General features: G+C 70.6%; 15 protein-coding genes. 12 read left to right on the top strand and 3 right to left on the bottom strand.

The window, feature by feature from the left end; genetic code table 11:
- Nucleotides 1–52 precede the first annotated feature (52 nt).
- The 6 genes from bshC to LZ198_RS15625 all read left to right on the top strand — a co-directional run bounded on the left by bshC (nt 53) and on the right by LZ198_RS15625 (nt 6,430).
- Nucleotides 53–1,741 carry a bacillithiol biosynthesis cysteine-adding enzyme BshC gene (gene bshC, locus LZ198_RS15650; protein WP_253972790.1) on the top strand — a complete coding sequence of 563 codons (1,689 nt, stop codon included), beginning with the start codon at nt 53–55 and terminating at the stop codon, nt 1,739–1,741.
- Nucleotides 1,738–2,544: a bacillithiol biosynthesis deacetylase BshB1 gene (bshB1, locus tag LZ198_RS15645; protein ID WP_253972761.1), complete on the top strand. Its 807-nt coding sequence runs from the start codon at nt 1,738–1,740 to the stop codon at nt 2,542–2,544. Before bshC ends, bshB1 begins: the two co-directional genes overlap by 4 nt.
- Nucleotides 2,541–3,692, top strand: coding sequence for an N-acetyl-alpha-D-glucosaminyl L-malate synthase BshA (gene bshA, locus LZ198_RS15640; protein WP_253972760.1), 1,152 nt, complete (start codon nt 2,541–2,543; stop codon nt 3,690–3,692). The genes bshB1 and bshA overlap by 4 nt, the downstream gene beginning before the upstream one ends.
- A gap of 180 nt (nt 3,693–3,872) precedes the next feature.
- The gene (locus LZ198_RS15635) at nt 3,873–4,637 is read left to right on the top strand and encodes a hypothetical protein (protein WP_253972759.1); all 765 of its coding nucleotides are present in this window, start codon (nt 3,873–3,875) and stop codon (nt 4,635–4,637) included.
- Complete coding sequence (locus LZ198_RS15630) at nt 4,634–5,440, top strand: hypothetical protein (protein WP_253972758.1); 807 nt, start codon at nt 4,634–4,636, stop codon at nt 5,438–5,440. The genes LZ198_RS15635 and LZ198_RS15630 overlap by 4 nt, the downstream gene beginning before the upstream one ends.
- A 108-nt stretch (nt 5,441–5,548) precedes the next feature.
- Nucleotides 5,549–6,430, top strand: coding sequence for a LysR family transcriptional regulator (locus LZ198_RS15625; RefSeq protein WP_253972757.1), 882 nt, complete (start codon nt 5,549–5,551; stop codon nt 6,428–6,430).
- 65 nt (nt 6,431–6,495) lie between these two features.
- On the opposite strand, the gene LZ198_RS15620 is transcribed toward LZ198_RS15625, so the two are convergent.
- Entirely contained in the window at nt 6,496–7,341 is an 846-nt protein-coding gene (locus LZ198_RS15620) for a DUF2911 domain-containing protein (protein ID WP_253972756.1), read from the bottom strand.
- Nucleotides 7,342–7,536: 195 nt separating this feature from the next.
- Between LZ198_RS15620 and LZ198_RS15615 the strand changes: the two genes are divergently transcribed.
- From LZ198_RS15615 to LZ198_RS15605, 3 genes are all read left to right on the top strand, one after another.
- A complete protein-coding gene (locus LZ198_RS15615; protein WP_253972755.1) occupies nt 7,537–8,826 on the top strand; it encodes an AAA family ATPase in 1,290 nt (429 codons plus the stop codon).
- Between the two features lie 138 nt (nt 8,827–8,964).
- Complete coding sequence (locus LZ198_RS15610) at nt 8,965–9,678, top strand: DUF1775 domain-containing protein (protein WP_253972754.1); 714 nt, start codon at nt 8,965–8,967, stop codon at nt 9,676–9,678.
- 14 nt (nt 9,679–9,692) lie between these two features.
- Nucleotides 9,693–9,872, top strand: coding sequence for a hypothetical protein (locus LZ198_RS15605; RefSeq protein WP_253972753.1), 180 nt, complete (start codon nt 9,693–9,695; stop codon nt 9,870–9,872).
- Nucleotides 9,873–9,908: 36 nt separating this feature from the next.
- Here LZ198_RS15605 and LZ198_RS15600 read toward each other — a convergent pair whose 3' ends face one another.
- Entirely contained in the window at nt 9,909–10,856 is a 948-nt protein-coding gene (locus tag LZ198_RS15600; RefSeq protein ID WP_253972752.1) for a hypothetical protein, read from the bottom strand.
- A gap of 181 nt (nt 10,857–11,037) precedes the next feature.
- Nucleotides 11,038–11,493: a hypothetical protein gene (locus LZ198_RS15595; protein ID WP_253972751.1), complete on the bottom strand. Its 456-nt coding sequence runs from the start codon at nt 11,491–11,493 to the stop codon at nt 11,038–11,040.
- 326 nt (nt 11,494–11,819) lie between these two features.
- Here LZ198_RS15595 and LZ198_RS15590 point away from each other — a divergent pair, with 326 nt between their 5' ends.
- The 3 genes from LZ198_RS15590 (at nt 11,820) to LZ198_RS15580 (ending at nt 15,320) form a co-directional block, all read left to right on the top strand.
- Nucleotides 11,820–12,704: an RNA polymerase factor sigma-32 gene (locus LZ198_RS15590; RefSeq protein ID WP_253972750.1), complete on the top strand. Its 885-nt coding sequence runs from the start codon at nt 11,820–11,822 to the stop codon at nt 12,702–12,704.
- A 559-nt stretch (nt 12,705–13,263) separates the two neighbouring features.
- Entirely contained in the window at nt 13,264–13,866 is a 603-nt protein-coding gene (locus LZ198_RS15585) for a DUF4255 domain-containing protein (protein ID WP_253972749.1), read from the top strand.
- Nucleotides 13,863–15,320 carry a hypothetical protein gene (locus LZ198_RS15580; RefSeq protein WP_253972748.1) on the top strand — a complete coding sequence of 486 codons (1,458 nt, stop codon included), beginning with the start codon at nt 13,863–13,865 and terminating at the stop codon, nt 15,318–15,320. The genes LZ198_RS15585 and LZ198_RS15580 overlap by 4 nt, the downstream gene beginning before the upstream one ends.
- Nucleotides 15,321–15,325 lie beyond the last annotated feature (5 nt).

The following is a 15,325-nucleotide window of genomic DNA, read 5'->3' as shown; positions in this document are numbered from 1 at the left end:
CATGGCCGCTCTCGGCGGGAGCGGAATCGACAGCCTGCACATCCGACCGGGAATGCGTGCGCCACCTCGGCGTTCTGGGTGCCCGACCCGCATCGACCTGTTATCACCCCGACCCGTGACGCCCTCGTTCCCCTCGGCGTGGCTCAAGGCAGACCCACGCGCGCTCGCCTTCCTGCCCGACCGATTCCGCCACCGCACCGCACGCGCCGAGGCCGTCGCCCAGGCGGCGACGCGCACCGTGTCCCCGGCCCTGCTCGCGGTGTTGCGGGAACGTCACGCGCGCCTCGCGCCCAGCCCCGCGCGCGAACGGAACCTGGAGCTGCTCGGCCGCCCTGGCACCGTCGCCGTGGTGACGGGGCAGCAGGTGGGGTTGTTCCTCGGGCCGCTCTTCACCCTCTACAAGGCCGCGTCCGCCATCGTCGCCGCGCGGACGCTCCAGGAGGAGACGGGCCGGCCCTGCGTGCCCGTCTTCTGGCTCCAGACCGAGGACCACGACCTGCCGGAGGTGGACCACTGCTTCGTCGCGAGCGCCGCGGGCGCGCCGCGCCGCGTGTCCCTGACCCACGCCGACGCGGCCACCTCCCGGGTCCCCGTGGCGCACCGGCGCCTGGGCGACGGGGTCCTCACGGCGCTGGAGTGCCTGCGCGCGGAGCTGGGGCGCGAGCCTCGGGCGGACGAGCACCTGTCGCTGCTGGAGCGCGCCTACCGCCCGGAGGCGACCCTCGCGGAGGCCTTCACGGAGGTGCTCGCGAGCATCTTCGCGGACGAGGGGCTCGTGTTCATCGACCCGAGGGACCCGCGGCTCGCCCCGCTGGCCGCGCCCATCCACCGCCTCGCGCTCCGCGACGCGGCGGCGGTGTCCTCCGCGCTCGCGCGACAGGTGGAGGCGCTGACCCAGGCGGGCTTCTCCGAACAGGTCCACATCCGCCCGGGCTCACCGCTCGGCTTCTTCTCCCCGGACGGCGTCGACGGGCCGCGCTACCGGCTGGACCCGGCGGGCCCGGACACGTGGAGCCTCGTGGGACATCCGCGCGGGGCCACCGTGACGACGCGCGAGCTGTCCGACTGGCTGGAGAAGGAGCCGCTGCGCTTCACCACCTCCGCGCTGCTGCGTCCGCTGCTCCAGGACACCTGGCTGCCCACCGCGGCGTATGTCGGTGGGCCCGGGGAGGTTTCGTACTTCGCGCAGCTCGCGCCGCTGTATGCCCACGCGAAGCGGCCCATGCCGCTCGTCGTGCCGCGCGCGCGCTTCCGCATCCTGGACGACCGCGCGCGCCGGCTCCTCCACAAGCTGGGCCTGACGCCAGACGAGGCGGGCGGGGAGCGCGAGGCGCTGCTCACGCGCCTGTCGACGCGTGACGCGGCGCAGACGTACGAGCCCGCGGCATCGGTGGAGGCCCGGCTGTTCGGCGCGTTCGCGGCGGTGCTCGATCCGCTCGGCGAGCCGATGCTGAAGCTGGACCCCCTGCTCCTGGACGCGCTCAAGCGCACGCGCGGCACCGTGCGCGCCGCGGTGTCCCGGCTCGCCGCGCGCTACGGCCGGGCGCTGGCGCTGCGGGACCAGGTCACCACGGAGCGGCTGGACCGGCTGCGGGCCCTGCTCGTCCCGGACGGCGCGCCGCAGGAGCGCATCCTCGGGATGGCCTACCATGCCTGTCGCTTCGGGACGCGGGACCTCGCCCGGAGCGTGCTCGACGCGTGTGTCCCCTTCTCCGGGGAGCTCCAGGACCTGACGCCATGAGCCCGAGCGGCGCGACCTTCGGACTGGAAGTGCTGGCCTTCGGGCCCCACCCGGACGACGTGGAGCTGTTCTGCGGCGGCCTCCTGGCGCGCATGGCGGAGCTGGGCCACCGCACCGGCATCATCGACCTGTCGCGCGGGGAGAAGAGCTCGCGCGGCACGGTGGAGTCGCGCGCGGCGGAGACCGAGGCCGCCTCGCGGGAGCTGGGGCTGGGCGTGCGGGAGAACCTGGGCCTGCCTGACGGCTGGCTCAATCCATGGGCCGGCTTCGAGGCGCCGGAGGCCGAGCGCGTGCGGGCCTCCGCCGTGGCCCGCGTGGTGGAGGTGCTGCGCCGCCTGCGGCCGGAGCTGGTCGTCGTGCCCTGGGAGGAGGAGCGGCACCCGGACCACGAGGCCGCCAGCGCCCTGGTGACACGCGCCCTGTTCTTCGCGGGCGTGCGCCGCTTCGAGACGGAGCCCGCGGGGGCCCCGTTCACGCCCCGGCAGGTCCTCTACTATCCGCTGCGCCACCTGGCCGAGCCGAGCTTCGTCGTCGACGTCTCCTCCGTCCACGCGCGGAAGATGGCGGCGGTGCGCTGCTACGCGAGCCAGGTGGAGCCGAGGCCGGACGCCCCGCCCACGCTGGTGGGCTCCGCGCTGTCCCTCTCCTCGCTGGAGGCGAGGGACCGGTTCTACGGGGCCCAGGCGGGCGTCGCCCACGGCGAGCCGTACGTCGTGCGGGAGACGCTGGGGTTGGTCGACCCGGTGGAGCACTTCCGGCGGAATAGCTTCGAGAAGCCCCTGTTCTTCCCTCAACGACGATGAGCGCTCCCCTCCACCTCGCCATCACCTGCTTCCCCACCTTCGGAGGCAGCGGCATGGTCGCCACCGGCATCGGCCTGGCGATGGCGGAGCGGGGACACCGCGTGCACTTCATCGCGCGGGAGCTGCCCTTCCAGCGCGCCAGCATGCCGCGGGGCGTGACGTTCCACGAGGTGACGGAGAGCGACTACCCGGCGCTCCAGCGCACGGGCACGTACCCCATCGCGCTGGCGTCGAAGATGATCGAGGTCGCCACCGCCGAGCGGTTGGACGTCCTGCACGTCCACTACGCGGTGCCCCACGCCACGGCGGCGTGGATGGCGCGCGAGGTGCTCGGGGAGAAGGGGCCGCGCGTCGTCACCACGTTGCACGGGACGGACACGACGCTGGTGGGCATCCACCCCAGCTACCTGCCGATGACGCGCTTCTCCATCCTGCGCAGCGACGCGGTGACGACGCCGTCGGCGTTCCTGCGCGACGCGACGTGGAGCGGCTTCTCGCTGCCCCGCAGCGTGCCCATCGACGTCATCCCCAACTTCGTGGACACGGAGCGCTACGCGCCGGGGCGCGAGCGTTCGGCCCTGGCGGCGCTCTTCCCGGACCTGGGCGAGCACGAGCCCGTCCTCGTCCACGTCTCCAACTTCCGCCCCGTCAAGCGCGTCATGGACGTGGTGGGCGTCTTCGCGGAGGTCCACCGCCAACTGCCGTGCCGGTTGGTGCTGGTGGGCGACGGGCCGGAGCGCGCGCCCGCGGAGCGCCTGCTGCGCGAGCTGGGGCTGTCCGCGCGGGTGGCCTTCCCCGGCAGGCAGGACGACTTCGTCGCGCTGCTGTCCGCCTCGGACGTGTTCCTCCTGCCCAGCGAGCAGGAGAGCTTCGGGCTCGCGGCGCTGGAGGCGCTCAGTTGCGGCGTGCCCGTGGTGGCCAGCGACATCGGCGGAATCCCCGAGGTCGTCCGGCACGGCGAGACGGGGCTGCTGGCGCCGCTCGGCGACGTGCGCGCCATGGCGGGGCACGTCCTGTCGCTCGTGCGGGACACGGCGCGCTGGCGGGCCTTCTCCCAGCGGGCCCGGGCGGACGTGATGGAGCGCTTCCGCATGGCGCCGGCCATCGACCGCTACGAGGCCCTCTACCGGCGACTGGCCTCCCGGTAGCGCCGCCTAGGTAGGAATTCGTGGCCCAGCGCCACGACCGGTCCTTCAATCCAACTTCATCTACCAGCTTCTCGTTCCCTATCCGCGACGTAGGCCCCTGAAGTAGGCTTCCGCGACGATCGTCGGGACGAGCCAGCAGTCCATCTCCTCCCCGGTCAATGTGGCGATGGGGGGAGGTCGATGGAGAGGGCGAAGGAGGTCGGTGTACCCACCTTGTTCGGTGAGCGCATCCCCACGTTGAGCGATGTCATCGATGGAGATCTCATCGACGTACGCAACTCCAGCGAGGCCAGGTTCGCCCTCAGTCCGGACAAACGGCGGTGGGTTCGCAAACGGGAGCTCGTCACTGGTTATGAAGCACTCGTCTCGGAGGCCCTTGGATTCCTGCTGGCCCGAGAGCTGAGCGTTCCAGTCCCACAGGGAGCAATCACCGGAGAAGGGACAGGGCGCTCCTGGCTCAGTCTCTTCGTCCCAGGCTGTACGCATTGGGACGCAAGCCGGATCCATCTCGTGTCCAACCTCCACGATGTCGGCCGGATGTTCGCGTTGGATGCGATCATCTTCAATCCCGACCGTCACTCGCAGAACATCCTGCTCCAGGTCGATCCCCACACCACGGACGACTTGCGGCTCTGGTGCATCGACGTGGGAGACAGCCTGTTGGGCTACCCCCACGACCTGTTCGCAGCAGGCACCGAACCACCCACTCCGAGAAACATCGCCCGCGGCTTGCCTCTCGCGGAAGCGAGCAGTGAAGCAAGCGCCGCGGCGGAAGCAGCCACGTTGCTGTCCAAGGGACTCGTTCGCCAGATGGTCGACGAGGTGTGTAGATTGGTCGGCGGCGTCAAGGAGGAGGCACTGCTCTTGGAGGCACTCTGGAGGCGGCTGCAGAACGCACCCGCCATCACCCATGATTACCTCAAGAGACTCGAGGCATTCGTATGAGCGCCCACTACCGACTCGTGCAGTTCCTTCCCGACCCATTCTCTGGAGCCAGGGTGCCCATCGCAGCACTCGTCCGGGATGCGGACCGACGCGTGCAGGTCGCCCGCGCACCTCACGTACCAGGACCGCACTGCGTGGGTGGCAAGGCACTTTGGGTCGCGATGCAGATGGCGATTGAAGAGCTGGATCGAGCGACCCGTTTCGACATGCTCCCACCCACGGTCGGGCCCCATGTCCGCCTCGACCACGAGGTCCGGATTCCAGAGTCCATTTCGAATCCTGCGCACTGGGTCCAATCCACCGTCCTGCCGCAGCGTCCCCCGAACGCCGAGGATCAACTCGAACGTGCACCTCGCACCAGGAGCCGGGACAAGCAAGGCGACGGATTCTTCCGCAACTTTCGTGTCCAGGAGTACGTGAGAAAGGGCTTCGATGGCAGTGAACTCGGGCTGAACCCGCTCAGCACGCCGCAGATCACGCACTGGGTGCCGGGCGACCGCGACCTCCTGTTGATGGAACCCGTCGTGTTCCGCGAGAACCTCCACGCCGAACTCCGTGAAATCAGCACGACGTTTCTCGCGTGGCAGAGCCTCTTCGCGGAGCGCATCCACGCTCGAGTCCCGCACCTCATCGCATACGTGCTCCCCAGCGCTCACGCGGACGTGACGGCCAGGACACGTGCCATCCTCGAAGCATCCCGAGCGGAGGTCGTCGATGTCTCGGTCCCCGTGGAGCGGATGCGTTTCATCGACACGATACGCCAGGTGGGTCGCTCCGGAGGGATGCTGGGAAGTCTCCTCTGAGACGTGAGCTGGCACCACGATGGCGCTGGCCCCTCGAAGCCCTGGCCCATTCCCTCGCGCTCTCCACATCCGGGATGCGGCTACACTGCGGGGTGACGAGGGCAGAGCATGGACCTGGAAGAGCTGCGCGCCTTTCTCGACGTCGTGGAGACGGGGTCTTTCCTCGCCGCGGCGGACACCCTGGGCGTGTCGCGCACGACGCTGCGCCGGCGGGTGGAGGCCCTGGAGGCCCGCGCGGGCGTCCCCCTCCTCAAGAGCACCAGCACCGGCATCGTGCTCACGGAGGCCGGTTCGGTGCTCGCGCGGCGCGGGCGCGTCATGATGCAGGAGACCAACGCGCTCCTGAGCTCCATCCGCGAGGTGGGCCGCGAGCCCTCCGGCGTGCTGCGCCTGGTCCTCCCGGTGGGCCTGCCGCCCCACCTGCTCGCGCCCCTCTTCACCCTCCTGCGCGCCAGCTACCCCCAGCTGCGCGTGCACGCCCGCTTCAGCGACGACCCGCTGGCCGAGTCCCTCGAGGACGTGGACATGGCCCTCCAGTTCGGTGAGAGCCTGCCCAAGGGCCCCTGGCTCACCTACGTGCTGATGCGCGTGAAGGAGCGGCTCTACGCCAGCCCGGAGTACCTCCGCCAACGGGGCACCCCCACCTCCGTGGAGGCGCTGCGCGACCACGAGCTCCTGACGTGGGAGGCACCGGGCGAGGACCCGCGGAGCTGGCCCCGGACGGGCGGCTCGCGCTTCACCGTGGAGCCCACGCTCGTGGCCACGGACATCCACCTGGTGCGCACCTGCTGCCTCGCGGGCGCGGGCATCGCGCTGATTCCCAGCGTCGACCTGCCCGACCCCGACGTCCCCGAGCCCCTCGTCCCCGTGCTGCCGGACGACGTGGGCCGCGAGCGCCCGGTGAGCATCAGCATCCCCGAGGCCCTGTCCGAGATACCCAAGATTCGCGAGGTGCTCGGCCACATCCGCCGCTTCCTGGCCCCGCTGTGAGCCAGGGCGGCGACACCGGGCGGCGACACGCGCGAGCGGGCCACCCGGTGCACGTCCCACGACGACTACTTCGTCTTCCAGTCCGCCAGGGCCTTGGAGACCTGGTTGCGGAAGAAGAAGCCCGGGTCCTTGTCACCCAGGTCCCACGCGGCCTGCGCGGCCTTGCGGGCCTCCGCGTAGTTGCCGGAGCGCGCGAGGATGTCCGCGCGGATCCACTGGTTGAACCAGGTGGACTGGATGGCCACGGACGCGTCCGCGTACTTCAGCGCCGTGGGGTAGTCCTTCAGCGTGTCCGCGACGTAGCGCGCCGCGTTCGCGTTCACCCGCCAGGAGCCCTCGACGGCCTTGTCGATGTTGGCCTTGGCCAGCGCGGCGGTGTCCACCTTGATGGGCACGGACACCTTCAGCTTCTCCCACTCCAGGTCCAGCGAGGTGGCGTCATCCGTGGTGTTGCTGAACACGAACGCCAGGCGCTCGCGCGAGGGGATGGCGGAGGTCGTCGCGGCGACGGTGGCCACGTCGTTGGCCGGCGTGTACGGCGCCGGCGTGGCCCACAGGCCCAGCTCCTTGTTCAGCATCACCTTCCAGCCCTTCGCGGACGGGAGCGTGACGATGGAGTAGGTGCCGGCGGGCACGGGCTTGCCGCCGAACGTCACGTCGTGGCTGAAGGTGATCTTGGTGGCCCCGTTCGCGCCGGAGCGCCACGGCTTGTCCCAGGGCACCAGGTCGCCCCAGACCTTCCGGCCCTTCACGCCGGGGCTGGAATAGTCGATGGAGATTTCAGTGACGCCCACCTCCTGCATGACCTTGGCGGAGGGGCTCGCGGCGGGCAGCTCGAGCTGGGCCGAGGCGGGCGCGGCCACCAGGGCCACGAGCGCCGACAACAGACATCCGAGGGCAGTGTTCTTCATCGTCCTCACTTCTTCCTTTCAACCGAGTATCGAAGGGGGTGGGAAAAGGCGGGCGGAGTGTATAGACGCGACAGGGCCCCACCAAACGCTTCGCGATGACGCCCGCATGACGCGGGAGGCAAACAGGACACTCCAGCGACGCGGGTATTCCCGTCCGCGACGCGGGAGGCCAGGCTGGCGAGCGAGGACCGCGACATGAAGCTCACCCGCCTCACCGTCCACCACTACCGCGACATCGTCCCCGGCACCGAGCTGACCCCGGGCCCGTCCCTCAACCTCGTCCTGGGGGAGAACGGCACCGGGAGGACCACGCTGTTGGAGCTGTGCTCGCGCGTCCTCGCGTCGGACTTCTCCGGCCTCATCCAGGAGCCGTTCGCCCTGGAGTACACGCTCGACTTCCCGGGCATGAAGCTGCGCGTCTACGCACGCAACGATTCGGACACGGAGCCCGGGCCGGAGGCGGCCGAGCGGCAGGGCGCGGCGCTGCTCCCGCTGCGCCCCTCCGGCCCCGCCCCGCTCTTGCGGCCCCGCATCGAGCTGGAGCTGCGGTGGAGCGCTCCCGCGACGCACCTGGTGATGCGCGCGGACGACGAGGGGCTCGACTGCAAGGTGGACGGCGAGCGCGTCTGGTCCCGCGCCATGCACTGGTCGCTCCTGGACCGCTCGGTGTGGACGCTGCTGTTCATGACGGCGCAGTACATCGACGCGGGCGTGAAGGAGCGCCTGAAGGACCTGCTGCGCCGGACCTTCCTGCTGGCGCCCCAGCGCTTCGACGAGTCGCTGGGCATGTTCGAGCGCATCGGCGCCATCCGCTACGCCATGGAGGCGCACGACGGCGACGTCTTCCCGCTGGGGTTGATGGCCCTGCCCTCCTGGATGCCCGCCTGGCTGCGCGAGCGCGTGGAGCAGGAGACGCCGTCGGGCGCGCTGGAGCTGCGCCACGACGCGCTGGAGACGAGCTTCCTCGCGCGCTTCGTGCGGCTCGCGGGCTTCGAGGCCGGGCGCTTCCGCGTGGAGGTGCTGGAGAAGCAGTCCTTCGAGAACGGCGGGCGAGTGGGCTTCGGCGGCTTCGGCTTCCACTTCACCCGGCGCGACGGGCGGACGCTGACGCACGAGGCGCTGGGCTTCGGCCACAAGCGGCTGCTGTCCCTGCTGTACTACCTGGACGTCAACGGCGACTTCGCCCTCCTCGACGAGCCCGCCAACGGCCTGCATCCCCGGCTGGTGGAGGCGTGCCTGGGCGAGCTGGGCGCGCGGCAGGTGTTCCTCGCCAGCCACCACCCGCTCCCGCTCGAGCACCCGGCGTTCGACTCCGAGGAGGCGCTGCGCGCCGCGCTCGTCCTCTGCCGGCTGGAGAACCACGCGGGGCGCGAGCGCATCCGCTGGAGCCACCCCACCCGGGAGACGACGCGGGCCCTCTTCGCGGCGCACCGCCAGGGCACCCGCCCCCTGGGCGCGCTCCTGCGCGAGCACGGGCTGTGGTGACGCGAGCGCGCGGAACCGGACACGTCAAGGGCCCCTGGAGACACCCCTCCACGTGACGCTGCGGCATTTGGCCGCATCGATGGCGCGTGAGGCCTCTGGTACGTGGCGGTGGACACGGAATTCCAGGAGGTCCACGCCATGAAGCTGTCCATCCCCACGCTGCTCGCGCTCGCGGGCGCGCTCGCCGCCACGTCCGCGCAGGCCCACGTCGCCGCCTCCGGCCCCGCCTATGCGAACACCACCGCCGAAATCCAGCTCACGGTGGGCCACGGCTGCTCCGGCTCGGACACGTACCGGCTGAAGGTCACCCTCCCGGAGGGCCTCGGCGGCGTGCGCCCGCTGGACTCCGTCTTCGGCAAGGCCACCCTGGAGAAGGACGCCAACGGCACGGTGACGGCCATCGTCTGGACGCGCGCCGCCACCAGCGAGGTGCTGCCCGCCGACACGCACTTCCACCGCGTGGCGCTGCGCGCCCGCCTGCCGGACAAGCCCTTCACCACGCTGTTCTTCCCCACCACCCAGACGTGCCTGGACGCCACGGGCAAGGAGCTGACGGTGGAGTGGGTGGGCACCTCGTCCGGCCACGACCACGGCTCCGACTCCGGCACCACGACGGAGCCCGAGCCCGCGCCATCCGTGTTCCTGCTGCCGGCGCGCTCGCCGGGCTGGAACAAGTACACGGTGAACGAGCACGTCCACGACCTGAGCGTCTTCAACGACGCGCTCATCGTCTGGGCCGGCGACAAGGCCTACAGCGCCAACCCCGTGACGAAGGGCCTCATCGAGACGGAGAAGGACACGGGCGTGCTGACGGAGATCCACCCGGGCACGGAAATCTGGGTCAAGTACTGAGCCCCGAGGGAACCATGCTCCGCTACGTCATCGCGCTCGCAGGGGCGCTGTCGCTGTGTGCCTGCTCGGACGACGCACCCAAGGTGGCCCCCCAGGACGCGGGCACCCCCACCTCGCTGGAACGACCGGGCGCGCTGGAGCGCCCGCCCAGGACGGGAGGGCTCCCCGCGGACCTGAAGCCCCCGGGCCGCTGAACACGCGCGGCCACAGGGGCGACGACGGACCCCGCGCTAGAACTTGCCGGCGCGGGCGTCCTCGAAGGACACGCGGTGCTTCAGGTACAGCGAGTCCAGCATGTGGTTGGCGACGGGGTTGAGCCCGCCGTCGGTGAAGCGGTGCACCACCGCGCCCTTGCCCGCGTCCTTCGCGAAGGCGAGCGGGTCGAAGCTGCCGCCCAGGCCCGTCAGCGTGGGGACGACGTCCGCGTTGTTGACGTAGTGCACGTACTTGGGGCCGTCCGGGTAGCGCGTGGACGCCGCGCCGAACGTCTCCACGCTCAGCTTGCCCATCAGCTTCTCCACCTGCGCGGAGGACATGCCGTCCTCCACGCGCAGGCGGCGCTGCACGTCGAACAGCGCGCGGGCGGTGATGAGGCCACCCTGGCTGTAGCCCATCAGGTGCACCTCGCGGCCCGCCTTCAGCTCGCCGTAGACGGTGTCCGCCAGCGTGTCCACCGCGGGGTTCTTGCCCTTGTCCAGCTTGTCCGTCAGGCACTGGGCCAGGTCCGCCACCGCGCCCTGCGTCGCGTTGTGGATGCCCACCACGCGCGCGCCGGACTTGTCCGCCACCGCCTGCATCTCGTGCTGCTGCGTGGCCAGCGGCGTGAGGATGCCGTTGACGTAGAGGACGGTCTTCGACGGGTTGGGGTTGTTGGCGGGCGTGACGCCCGGGATGTCCTTCAGCGCGGTGCCGGGCGGGAAGGTCTGCCCCTTGGCGCCCACGAACTTGCCGTCGTTCACCCGGTCCGGCTTCGTGTCGCCGCCGAAGAGCTTCTTGAGCTCCGCCACGTGGGTGGACTGGAAGATGTCCTTGCCCATCTCCAGGAGGCGGGCGCCCTCGGACACCCCGTTCTTCACCGCGTCCACCACCCCGCTCACCGGGTTCTTCAGCGAGGCAGTCGAGGCGGCGCGCGTCGTGGTGGGGGCAACAGCGTTGCGGCTACGGTCGATGGTGCTCATGCGGAAGGGCTCCCGCCCATGGGGGTGCTGGGCGTTTGACTCCATTTTCTCACCAGACGGGCCGAAGTTGCGTCCCGGGTGAGCCGATGTACGCGTTTCCTTTCACCCTCGGTGGCGGCGCCTCCCGGGGAGGGGGCGGAACCGCCTGGAATGACAGGAGAAGCGGGCCCCTCGCGCCGCCTCAATGGGGCGAGGGCGGCGGGGGCGGCAACGGCCCCCCGTCCTCGGCGGCGACCTTGCGCTCCACCCGCCGCCGCACGAGCCGCCGCGTCGCGGTCTCCTCGTCCTCCGTCTTCTGCCGCCGCCGCACCAGCCCCTGGCTCTCGTCCACGAACCAGAAGAGGACGCGGAAGAAGGCCGCGACGACGGTGACCAGCAGCGACGACAGGAACCAGCGCAGCACGAGCCCGGGCCAGCCGCCCACCACCACGTCGACGCCGTACGTCCCCGTCAACGGCACCAGCAGGAAGGCCACGTAGTGGGAGACGCAGTAGGGGCACGACACCAGGTAGCCCCACCACGTGTCCCGCCCACCCAGCCGCTCGCGGAAGGGGGCGAAGATGCGCTCGCGAGCAATCGTCTGCGACGCCCCCATCACCACCGCCGACACCGCGAGGAGTCGGAACACGTCCACCATGATTCGTCTCCCTGGCCCCGAGGTGCAGGTCCACCAAGGTGGGGACGATGCGGGCGAGCGGAGGAGGTGGGCACACAGCCAGGGGCTCGTCCGGCGGCCCGCGCCCGGGCGGCCCCGGCGCGTTCGCGGGCCGACATCCGGAAGAGTCTTCGGAGGCCCCCCTGTAAAAAGGAAAGGGCTGCACCCATAAGCACCCCCTCCCGCTGATGCAAATGCGCGTATTCACTTGGGAACGCATTCGAGGGTCCATGGCATGCGCATTGCGAAGGAGCCTGCCCGTGCCGCGACGACGCGGCGCTCAACGTCCCCCTTCCCCGAGAGACGCCATGCAGGACTCCTCCCACACCTCTTCCCCGGACTCCCTCTCCACGTACCTCTCGGAGATCAACCAGTACCCGCTGCTGACGCAGCCGGAGGAGCAGGAGCTGTCGCGGCGCTTCCGCAAGGGCGACCTGATGGCGGGCCACCAGTTGGTGACGTCCAACCTGCGCTTCGTGGTGAAGGTGGCCTACGAGTACCGCTCCTACGGCCTGAAGATGTCCGACCTCATCCAGGAGGCGAACATCGGCCTGATGAAGGCGGTGCAGAAGTTCGACCCGGACAAGGGCATCCGGCTCATCTCCTACGCGGTCTGGTGGATCCGCGCGTACATCCAGAACTGCATCCTGCGCAACTGGAGCCTGGTGAAGCTGGGCACGACGCAGGCGCAGCGCCGCCTCTTCTTCAGCCTGGCCCGGACGCGCCGCGAATTGGAGCGCATGGGCGCCGGTGACGCGAGCATCGTCAACGCGGAGGAGATCGCCCGGAAGCTGAACGTGAAGGCCTCCGAGGTGCGCGAGATGGAGCAGCGCATGGGCGGCCGCGACCTGTCGCTCGACGCCCCCGTGGGCGAGGACGGCGACGCCACCCACCTGGACTTCGTCGAGTCCTCCTCCGCCTCCCACGAGGACGAGGTCGCGGACCGGCAGCAGGCGGGCCTCACCCGCGACCTGGTGCAGAAGGCCCTGCGCCGGCTGGACCCGCGCGAGCGCTTCATCATCGAGCACCGGGTGATGGGTGATTCGGAGATGACGCTCAGCGAGCTGGGCGACCACTTCGGCTTCTCCCGCGAGCGCGCCCGCCAGTTGGAGATCCGCGCCAAGGACAAGCTCAAGGCGGAGCTGACGCTCCTGATGTCCGACGCGGGCCTGGACGCCGCCGCGCTCGCCTGAGCCGGCAGTCACCTCCCCGCAGCCCCCGAAGCCGCCGAGTCACTCGGCGGCTTCTTTCGTTCCAGCGCCTGGAAATCGCGCCCGAGGCCGAGAATCCGGCCCGCGCGGTGTCGGCGCCTCGCGTACCCACCTCCGCCGTCCACCCGACCTCCGGGGCCCGCCTCCACGCGTGACCTCCGTCCGGACCTGGCGGGTCCTCCCGGGCGCGCCCGTTCGCGGCGGCCCGCGCCCGTCAAGGGAGAGGACCCGCCGCGTCCGACGCCGCTCCGACCGCGGGCCCCTCCCCTCAGTATCCCCGGGCCCGAGGCAAAGACAGACGTCGAAAGTTTCAACAGACACCCTCCCCGGCAAGTCATACAAACCCACCCCGGTTGACACACCGCGAGTCCCTGTTACTGTTTTGATCATCCCGCGAGATACACGACTCGTCAGGGATTGACTGCGGCAGGGGCGAAGGATCCTCGGGATTCTCGCTCGCGAATACTCCCGGCGGCCCTCCGGGTCTCACCCCACGAAGAACGAGTCACGCGTCCGCGGGACGCGCATGAGAGGCTTTGCCTTGGGAAAGCTTGGGTCCACCCTCGAGCTCATCCGTCAACGTCTGGATGAGTTCATCCGCAACGCGGAGCCGGCGCCACGCAACGAGCCGTGGGTCGTGCTGTCCAACCTCGAGGACAACCAGGGCAACGCCGCGGCGACGGCGAGCAACGCGGTGGTGATGTTCCTGGCCAACCTGCAGCACGAGACCATCATCAGCACCTACAACCGCAACGTCCCCGTGTCGCAGGACACGTACGGCATCGTCGCCCCGCCGCTGTACATCGACCTCTACGTCCTGTTCTACGCCAACTTCACGGACCAGGCGTACCCGGTGGCGCTGGAGACCATCTCCCTCGTCATCAGCTACTTCCAGCAGACGCCGTGGTTCACGCAGCAGACCCTGCCGGGCCTGCACGCCGACATCGACAAGCTCACGTTCGAGTTCACCAACCTCGACCTGCTCGGCCTCAACCACCTGATGGGCCTGGCCGGCGTGAAGTACCTGCCGTCCGTTCTCTACAAGGTCCGGATGATTCCCTATCGCGGCCCGGCGCAGCAGGCGCAGGTCCCGGCCGCCAAGGGCGTGGAGACGCCCGGCGAGCCCCAGGAGCAGCGGCCATGAAGCTGCCGCACCGCGCCCACCAGCACCTGCTCCACGGCCCCTCGCAGTTGCGGCGCGAGGACCTGCCTCGCCCCGTGACGCCCCCCGAGCCCGTCACGGAGGCGCGCGAGGCGGAGACCCGTCCCCGGCGCTACGCCTACGAGCGGTTGATGACGGTGGACCTGCGCCACACGTACTTCAACGCCTCCGAGGGACGCTGCCGGGCGCTGGTGGGGGCCCCCACCGCCGCCACGCGGGGCTGGATGCGGGACCAGGGCCTGCTCTTCCTCCAGGAGGAGGGGCGCTTCTCCGTCCTGTACGACTTCAACCGCCGGGACCAGCTGCTCTCCGCGCTCGCGCGCCGGCATCGCGAGGGGGAGTGGTCCTGGCTGTCGTTCGTGCTCGTCGCCGAAACGCCCTACTTCGTCAACCTCACCGACCTGCCCAGCGACTTCCAGCCGCTCCAGACCAACCTCTACTTCGACAACACCCAGGCGCACTTCCTGGACGCGCCGCCGGAGTCGTCGGACCAGGGGCTGCACTGCGAGGGCGCCCTCACGCCCCCCGCGCTGCTCAACCCCGGCTCGCACGTGACGGCCGCCAGCGGCCTGCGCGTGGTGCAGGCCCAGCTCCAGGTCGTGCTCGTCAGCGAGGACGTCGACCGCGTCGTCGTCGACAACCTGGCCGGCGCCCCGGTGCTCTGCAAGCCCTGCAGCATCCCCGTCGGACTCCTGCGGAAGCAGGCGCCCTATCTCGTCACCTGCGAGCAGGTCCAGGCGCGCCGCGCGCACGCACGGCCCCCGGACCTCGAGCAGCGGCTGGGCCGGGTGGCCTACCTGGACCTCGTCTCGCTGCCCGAGGGGCGCTACGTCATCCGCCAGGAGGACCGGGCCGGCCGCACGCTGCACACGGACACCGTCGTCTACACCCAGCCCTATCCGACGCCGCTGTGCTTCGTGAACCTGCTGCTGGACAAGCCGGAGGCGTCCGCCTCCGGGCTGTATCCCGTGTGCGACCTGGAGCAGGGCGTGGACCTGGCGCGCATCGTCCCGCTCGAGCTCGAGCTGCGCTTCGAGCGGCGCCAGACGCGCTGGATCTACTACGCCATCCCACCACCGGGCGTCCGCTACGAGGCGCTCGACCTCGTGGACACCGCGACGTCCGGAGGCGTCACCTTCTCCGGTCCCTCTCCGGCGCACGTGGCCGGCGCGGGCGCGGCCTACCGCTTCATCGCCGACGCGGAGCTCCCGCTGGAGGAGGTCTCCACGTTCCGCTTCGAGCTGCGCGGCGCCCAACGCGTCGGGAGCCCGGAGCGCACGCTCATGGCCCGCGTCCCCGTGGCCAGCCCCGCGCTGGTGCTCCCGCGCGAGGGCTCGCCCCCCGGGCGCGCCATCGACACGCGCCCCACGGGCCACCCCCCGTCCCCGAAAGCGTCCGAGCGACACGACTACTCGGACATCTACCTCAACCTCTGAACCCC

The sequence above is a fragment of the Myxococcus dinghuensis genome (genome assembly GCF_024198235.1).
Lineage (GTDB): Bacteria > Myxococcota > Myxococcia > Myxococcales > Myxococcaceae > Myxococcus > Myxococcus dinghuensis.
Note: the sequence above shows the minus strand (reverse complement) of the source record. Positions and strands in the feature narration are given on the sequence as shown.